We start from the raw sequence: 7,428 nt of genomic DNA, 5'->3' as shown, positions 1-7,428 counted from the left end.
GAGACTCCGGCGCCGGAGACTCCTGCGCCGGAGGATGAGGCACCCGGTGAGACGGCCCCCGAGGCCAAAGCGGACGAAGAGGTCTCGCCGGAGTCCACTCCGGTCGCGCCGCTCGCCGCGACCGCGGCGACGCACACGATCGCCGAGGTGCAGGGCACGACTGACGTGTCCCCGCTCGCCGGTCAGACCGTCACCGTCGAGGGCGTCGTCACTGCCGATCACCGCACCGGCGGCTACAAGGGCATCGTCATCCAGACTCAGGGCTCGGGCGGCGAGACGGATGCGACGCCCGGAGCATCCGACGGCATCTTCGTGTTCCTGAACGCGCTGGCGCCGACCCTCGCGATCGGCGACCTCGTCTCCGTGACCGGCTCCGTCAGCGAGTATTTCGGCCAGACTCAGCTCAGCCCCGCCGCTCTCGAGGGCGTCGAGGTCGTCGCCGCCGGCACCGGCGTGCCTGCCGCGACCCCCCTGCCCGACACAGTGCTGGGTACGGACCGCGAGCAGTTCGAGAACATGTACGTGGTGCCGGCCGGCACCTACCGCCTGGCTTCCAGCCACCAGCTCTACAACTTCGGCGCGCTCTGGCTGAACGCCGGCGCCGACCTGAACGTGAAGAGCACCGAGACCACGCGACCCGGTGAAGAGGCGGCGGCGATCGCTGCGGAGAACCGCGCGAACCGCATCTTCCTCGACGACGGCTGGTCGCTGCAGGTCACGAACAAGAATCACCCGGGTGAGCAGCCCTACTTCACCGAAGACGTGGTCGTCCGCAGCGGCGACACCGTCGAGTTCGGCGACAACGGCTACGTGCTGCAGTGGGGCTTCGACGACTGGCGCCTGCAGCCGGTGGTGCCGATCGACAGCACCTCCCCGGCGGATGTGAAAGTCGGCTTCGCGCCGACGAACCCGCGGCCGGCATCAGCCCCCGAGGTGGGCGGCGATGTGCAGGTCGCGTCGTTCAACGTCTACAACTACTTCACGACGCTGAAGAGTGAGAACCCCGACGCCCGCGGAGCGGCCGACGCCGAGCAGTTCGCCATCCAGAAGTCCAAGATCGTCTCGGCGATCAACGGGCTGGATGCCGAGATCGTCGCGCTCATGGAGATCGAGAACTCGGTCAAGCTCGGAAAGCCGATCGATTCGGCTCTGGCCGACCTGGTCGCCGGACTCAACGAGGCCGCCGGCAGTGAGGTCTGGGCGTACGTTCCCACGCCCGCAGTGCTCGGCGACGCGGCGACGACCGACTACATCACCAACGCCATCATCTACAAGAAGGATGCCGTCGCCACGAAGGGCGAGAGCGCGACCGTCATCGACGAGACGGTGTGGGGCAACGCCCGAGAGCCGATCGCTCAGGCGTTCGACATCGACGGCCGCGTCGTCACGGTCGTCGCGAACCACTTCAAGTCGAAGTCCGATCCGAAGGACGGAACGTCCGAGCCGGCCGACGGGCAGGGATTCTTCAACGCCGATCGCGTGGAGCAGGCGCAGTCGCTGCTCGCCTTCACCGATGAGCTGAAGCAGACGTCGGGCAGTGAGGACCTGCTGCTGATCGGCGACTTCAACGCCTACGGCAAGGAAGACCCGATCGACGTGTTCACGGCCGCGGGCTGGAGCGACCTCGTCGCCGACAGGGCGCAGGGTCAGTACACCTACTCGTTCGACGGTGAGCTCGGCTCGCTCGACCACGTCATCGCGTCGCCCGAGCTCTCGGCATCCATCACGGGTGCGGGCGTGTGGAGCATCAACTCGCCGGAGTGGAGCGACCGCGGCTACGCGTACGCGGCCACCGAGACGGGAACGCCGTACCGCTCCAGCGACCACGACCCGATCGTCGTGGGCGTCTCGAGCGCCCTCCCGCCGGTCAGCATCGACGTCGTCACGATGAACGACTTCCACGGTCGTATCGAGGAGGATGGTGCCGCAGCCGGTGCCGCGGTCATGGCGGGTGCGGTCAAGCAGTTCCGCGAGGCCAACCCGAACACGATCTTCGCCGCCGCCGGCGACCTGATCGGCGCCTCCACGTTCACCTCGTTCATCAACGACGACAACCCGACGATCGACGCGCTCAATGCGGCCGGCCTCGACGTGAGCGCGGCGGGCAACCACGAGTTCGATCAGGGATGGGCCGACCTGGAGGGCCGGGTGCAGGACCGCGCCGACTGGGAGTACATCTCGGCGAACGTGTTCGTCACCGAGACCGGCGAGCCCGCGCTCGCTCCGGCCTGGGTGAAGGAGCTGCAGGGTGTCAAGGTCGGATTCGTCGGTGCCGTCACCGAGGATCTCGACTCGCTCGTCTCGCCGGACGGCATCGCCGATCTCGAGGTGCGCAGCATCGTCGACTCCGTGAACGCCGTGGCCGACGATCTGCGCGACGGCGACGCCTCCAACGGCGAGGCGGATGTCATCATCCTGCTCGTGCACGAGGGGGCGGCGAGCGTCGAACTGTCCAGCGTCACTCCGGAGACGCCGCTCGGCGAGATCGTCTACGGGGTCGACCAGGACGTCGACGCCATCGTCTCCGCGCACACGCATCTCGCGTACAACCACGTGATCGACGGCCGTCCGGTCGTCTCGGCGGGGCAGTACGGCGAGAACCTCGGCCTGATGAACATCCAGGTCGACGCGAAGTCGCACGATCTGATCTCGATCACCAACGAGATCAAGCCCCTCCGGCAGCAGCTCCCCGACAAGAGCTGGGTGCCGCTGTACCCGGCCGTGCCCGAGGTCCAGTCCATCGTCGATGCGGCCAAGGCGGAAGCCGATGTGCTCGGCGCCGTCAAGGTCGGCGACATCACCGCCGATTTCAACCGAGCGCGCCAGAGCGATGGCAAGACCGACAACCGCGGGGGTGAATCCACTCTCGGCAACTTCGTCGCCGACGTGCAGAAGTGGTCGACGGGTGCCGACCTGGCGCTGATGAACCCCGGGGGTCTCCGGGCGAATCTGAGTCATGCGGCCACGGGCGCGACGGATCCGGCGGGCAATGTCACCTTCCGCGAGGCCGCGACGGTGCAGCCGTTCGCCAACACCCTGGTCACGCTGGATCTCACGGGTGCGCAGTTGAAGCAGGTGCTGGAGGAGCAGTGGCAACCGGCGGCAGCCGCGCGGCCGTTCCTCAAGCTCGGCGTATCCGAGGGACTGGTGTACACCTACGATCCTGCGGCTGCAGCCGGTGCACGGATCACATCGATCACGCTCGAGGGCGTGGCGATCGACCCGGCCGCGACCTACTCCGTGGCGGCGAACTCGTTCCTCGCGGCGGGTGGCGACAACTTCTTCACCTTCGCCGAGGGGAAGAACAAGGCCGACACGGGCAAGATCGACCTGCAGTCGATGGTGGACTGGTTCGAGGAGAACGGGACCGCGACTCCGGATCTCGCCCAGCGCGCCGTCGGCGTCACGGTCAGTCCGGCGGATGCCGACGGCTACAGCCCCGGTGACGAGGTCACGCTCTCGTTGTCCTCGCTCGCCTTCACCGGTGGCGAGGCAGCGCCGGGAGCCGTGTCGCTCACGCTGGGTGGCACGGAACTGGCCTCGGGTGCGGTCGACCCGGTCGCCGTCGACACCACGGACGAGGCGGGTCGGTCGACCCTGACGTTCACCGTGCCGGAGGGCGTGTTCGGCGAGCAGCTGCTCTCCGTGGCCGTCGCCAGCACGGGAACGGCGGTCGATGTTCCGCTGGTGTTCGCCGATGCGCCCTCGGCCTCCGGCGAGATCTCGCTCAGCGACGTCACCGTCGCCGCGGGCGGCACGGTCACGGTGTCGGGCGAAGGCTTCGACGCCGGGACCGAACTCGTCATCGAGCTGCGATCCACTCCGGTGAAGATCGGCACCGTCACGGTGAAAGAGAACGGAACGTTCTCGGCCACGGTGACGATCCCGAAGGACACTGCGGTGGGCTCGCACACCATCGCCGTCATCGAACCCGGCGGCGGCGAGGCCACAGCCTCGCTCACCGTCACCGCGGCAGGCGGCAATGGCGGTAACGGGAACGGCAACGGCAACGGTCTCGCGACCACGGGTGCGGATTCCGCTCCCTACATCGCGCTGGCGGTCCTGCTGCTCGTGCTGGGCCTCGGACTGGTCGTCGCTCGTCGCCGTCGGGCCTCGTAGCCGAAGCACGCTCGACTGAGCAGCGAACCAGAAGGCCGCCGGGAGCGATCCCGGTGGCCTTCCTCGTGTTCCTCTGCCGCACGACGGTGGCCGGCGTCGTGCGCCTCAGACCCGTACCTCGGCTGGCGCCCACACGAATCCGTCCGGGTCCACCGCGGCACCCAGCACGCCGTTCACCGTGAGCCGGTGCGAGCCCGAGCCGGTTGCCGGTACTCCGGCGTCCTTCGCGAGAGACGAATGGCGGTAGAGGCCCAGGCCGATCGGACTCGTGCCGGTGTCGAACTGCACGTAGCTGCGGCCGAAGCTCTTGGCGACGGGGATGCCGCGCCCGACGTAGAAGCTCTTCGAGGCTACGACGTCGGCGGCGCCGATCAACAGGATGATCTCGTCGACGCTGCGACTGGCGGGAGCGATGTCTTTTTTGGCGGTGGTCGCGACCTTCCAGATGGCGCCGTCCGGTGCCTGCACGGTGCCGCCCACGCCCCAGAGCGACTTCGCGATCGGTTTGATCACGGTCGCGCCGCTGGTGACAGCGGCCTCGATGAGGGCGTGCACGTTGGCGGGCTGCGAGACGACGAGCGAGAGGGTGTAGCCGCGGAACCCCGAGGTATCGGCATCCGCAGGTCGCAAGCGGAGCCGATCGCCGAGCCCGAACGCCTGCGTGTAGAACGCCTCGGCGGCGGGGATGTCGGAGACGTGGAGGGTGATGGAGTCGATTGTGCTGTTCATGTCCCCGACGCTACGGATGCCGCGGGCGGGGCGCTTCTCGATTCCTGCTCGGTTCGCGGACGCCCGCGCGATGGTCGTCGCAGCGGACCCTACGGCGTCAGGACCTCGACGTCGGCCTGAGCGAGTGCTGCTGCGACCTCGCGCGGAGGGGACTTGTCGGTGATGAGGTAGTCAGCGCGCTCGAGTGTGGCGATCTGCGCGAACAGGCGGCGTCCGAACTTGGAGGAGTCCGCGAGTATCGCGATGCGCTCGGCCCGCTGGATCATCTCGGACATCATCGAGGCATCACCGAGGTTGGAGGTCGAGTACCCCTCCTGGTCGATCGCGCCGACCGCGATGAGCGCGAGGTCGCAGCGGATGTCGACCTCGGGGCCGCCGGGCGTCATCGTGAACGTGACGGGTCCTGTCGTGGCCTGCGTGATCGCGCGCACTGCGCCACCGAAGACGAACAGATCGCGAAAGGCGGAGGGCGAGATCTCTGCGGGGATCCGGAGGTTGTTCGTCGCGATCGTCAGATCGTGGTGGTTGCGGAGTGCGCGGGCGACCGCAAGGGTCGTGGTCCCCGCGTTGAGCATCACCACCGAGCCGTCCTGCACGAGATCGGCGGCGACGCGGGCGATCCGCTCCTTCTCCTCTTTCTGCATGTTGAGACGGACGTCGAGAGCCCGATCCTTGAGCTGGCCGTTCGCAGCGCTGACAGCTCCGCCGTGCGTGCGGATGAGCACGCCGTCGCGATCGAGCTGGTCGAGATCCCGGCGGATCGTGTCGATCGACACATCGAAGTGCTCCGCGAGGTCGCCGACCGTGACCTGTCCCGTCTGCTCGACGTATGCGGCGAGGTCGGCTTTCCTCCCGGCGGGGAGCCGACGTCGGTGGGCCTTTGCAGAAGCGTCCATGCAGACATGTTGGCACACATAGGGGCGCGACGCGGCACAATCCTGCACAAAACGGCAGGGGTGTCGGCGGCCGTGATTCCGCGCCCGGACGCGGCGATCGGGTGACAGCGGCGGGTTTCTCGCGGCAGAAGCCCTTGACTATCGGGGAGATCCGGGCATAACATGGCTCAAAACCGCATGAAGAAGCATGAGAGTGCGTTATGCGGCACGATCTCGAAGAGGAGAAGTGATGATCACAGTGGGGCGAGGGCGACGCATTCTGAAGCTCGCCGGCGCAGCGACAGCAGCCATGACAGTTCTGGCCGTGGCAGGTTGCGCGGCGGGCGACAGCGGAACGACAGACGGCGGCGGTGACGGCGACGTCACGATCGAGTTCGCGCAGTGGTGGGAGCCCGAACTCCCCGACGGCGAGTTCCGCGCGCTGATCGACAAGTTCGAGGAGGCGAATCCCGGCATCACCGTCGATCTGGTGAGCGGACCGTATGCCTCGACGAAGGAGCAGCTCTTCGCCGGAGCGGCATCCGGCACCATGCCCGACGTCGTCGGCCTCGACGGCGCCTGGGTGAACGACTTCGCCTCTCAGGGCGTCATCGCCGACCTGAGCGCACTCATGGAGGACTATGACTACGACGACAGCGAGCTGGCGAGCCAGATCCAGGTCGACGGCAGCACGTACATGATCCCGGTCGTGAACTTCGTCTATCCGATGTTCACGAACGACACCCTGCTCGCCGAAGCCGGCGTCACCGCACCGCCGACCACTCGCACCGAGTTCGCGGATGCCGCGGCGAAGGTCTCCGCCCTCGGCGGCGACGCTTCGGGCTGGGTGCTTCCGCTGTCGCTCGAGGCGCCGAACGGCGTGCAGAACGACGTCATGTCGTGGGTATGGGCATCCGGCGGCTCGATGCTGAAGGACGGCCAGCCGGACCTGACCAATGACGACGTCGCCTCGGCGGTCGACTTCATCGGCGGGCTCTGGGAGGACGGCGTGATCGCGTCCGGCTCCTTCACCATGAAGGAGCAGGACAAGGTCGAGGAGTTCACCAACGGCCGTGTCGGCATGATGATCGACTCGCTGGCGCACATCAACCTCATCCGCGAGACGAACCCCGACCTCAAGTTCTCGATCTCGGCTCTCCCTGCCGAAGACGGCTACGACGGCGAGCGGGGCATCCCCTACGCATCCTGGGGCATCGGCGTCGCCGAGAACTCCGAGCACAAGGAGGCCGCTTTCAAGCTGGTCGAGTTCCTGATGAGCGAGGACACGAACTCCGAGCTGTCGACGATGGCCAAGGCGTTCCCCGGCAACTCGAAGTCGGTGCCGGATTTCGTCAACGACGACGAGCTGTTCAAGAAGGCCTTCGAGATCTACCAGGCGGGATACCCGGCGAACGAGTTCACCGGACTGCCCGTCGCGGAAGAGCTCATGCGACTGCTCGGAGAGCAACTGCAGGCCGCCTTCGACGGACAGCAGTCCATCGACGATGCGCTGAAGAAGGCGCAGGAGGCCTGGAAAGCGGAGTTCTGATCTCCCGCCTCTCCGCATGAACGGGGTGCCGCATCGGACGATGCGATGCGGCACCCGACCAACCAAGGAGCACCATGAGCCTCAGAACCACGGACGACACCGAGGTGATCGTCACCGGAGTCTCGCTTTCGCGCAGGCGCCGGCAGTTGCGCAAGA

The 7,428-nt window shown here is 67.3% G+C and carries 4 protein-coding genes; 2 read left to right on the top strand and 2 right to left on the bottom strand.

What is annotated here, in order from left to right:
• Nucleotides 1–4,119: ExeM/NucH family extracellular endonuclease (locus CUR96_RS15895; protein ID WP_102194313.1), on the top strand; the 4,119-nt coding region annotated here is incomplete at its 5' end.
• Between the two features lie 105 nt (nt 4,120–4,224).
• On the opposite strand, the gene CUR96_RS15890 is transcribed toward CUR96_RS15895, so the two are convergent.
• The gene (locus CUR96_RS15890) at nt 4,225–4,848 is read right to left on the bottom strand and encodes a glyoxalase (protein WP_102194312.1); all 624 of its coding nucleotides are present in this window, start codon (nt 4,846–4,848) and stop codon (nt 4,225–4,227) included.
• 89 nt (nt 4,849–4,937) lie between these two features.
• Complete coding sequence (locus tag CUR96_RS15885) at nt 4,938–5,744, bottom strand: DeoR/GlpR family DNA-binding transcription regulator (protein ID WP_102194311.1); 807 nt, start codon at nt 5,742–5,744, stop codon at nt 4,938–4,940.
• 229 nt (nt 5,745–5,973) lie between these two features.
• On the opposite strand from CUR96_RS15885, the gene CUR96_RS15880 reads away from it, so the two are divergent.
• Entirely contained in the window at nt 5,974–7,272 is a 1,299-nt protein-coding gene (locus CUR96_RS15880; RefSeq protein WP_102194310.1) for an ABC transporter substrate-binding protein, read from the top strand.
• Nucleotides 7,273–7,428 lie beyond the last annotated feature (156 nt).

This window comes from Microbacterium aurantiacum (assembly GCF_002872075.1).
Taxonomy (GTDB): Bacteria; Actinomycetota; Actinomycetes; order Actinomycetales; family Microbacteriaceae; genus Microbacterium; species Microbacterium aurantiacum_A.
Note: the sequence above shows the minus strand (reverse complement) of the source record. Positions and strands in the feature narration are given on the sequence as shown.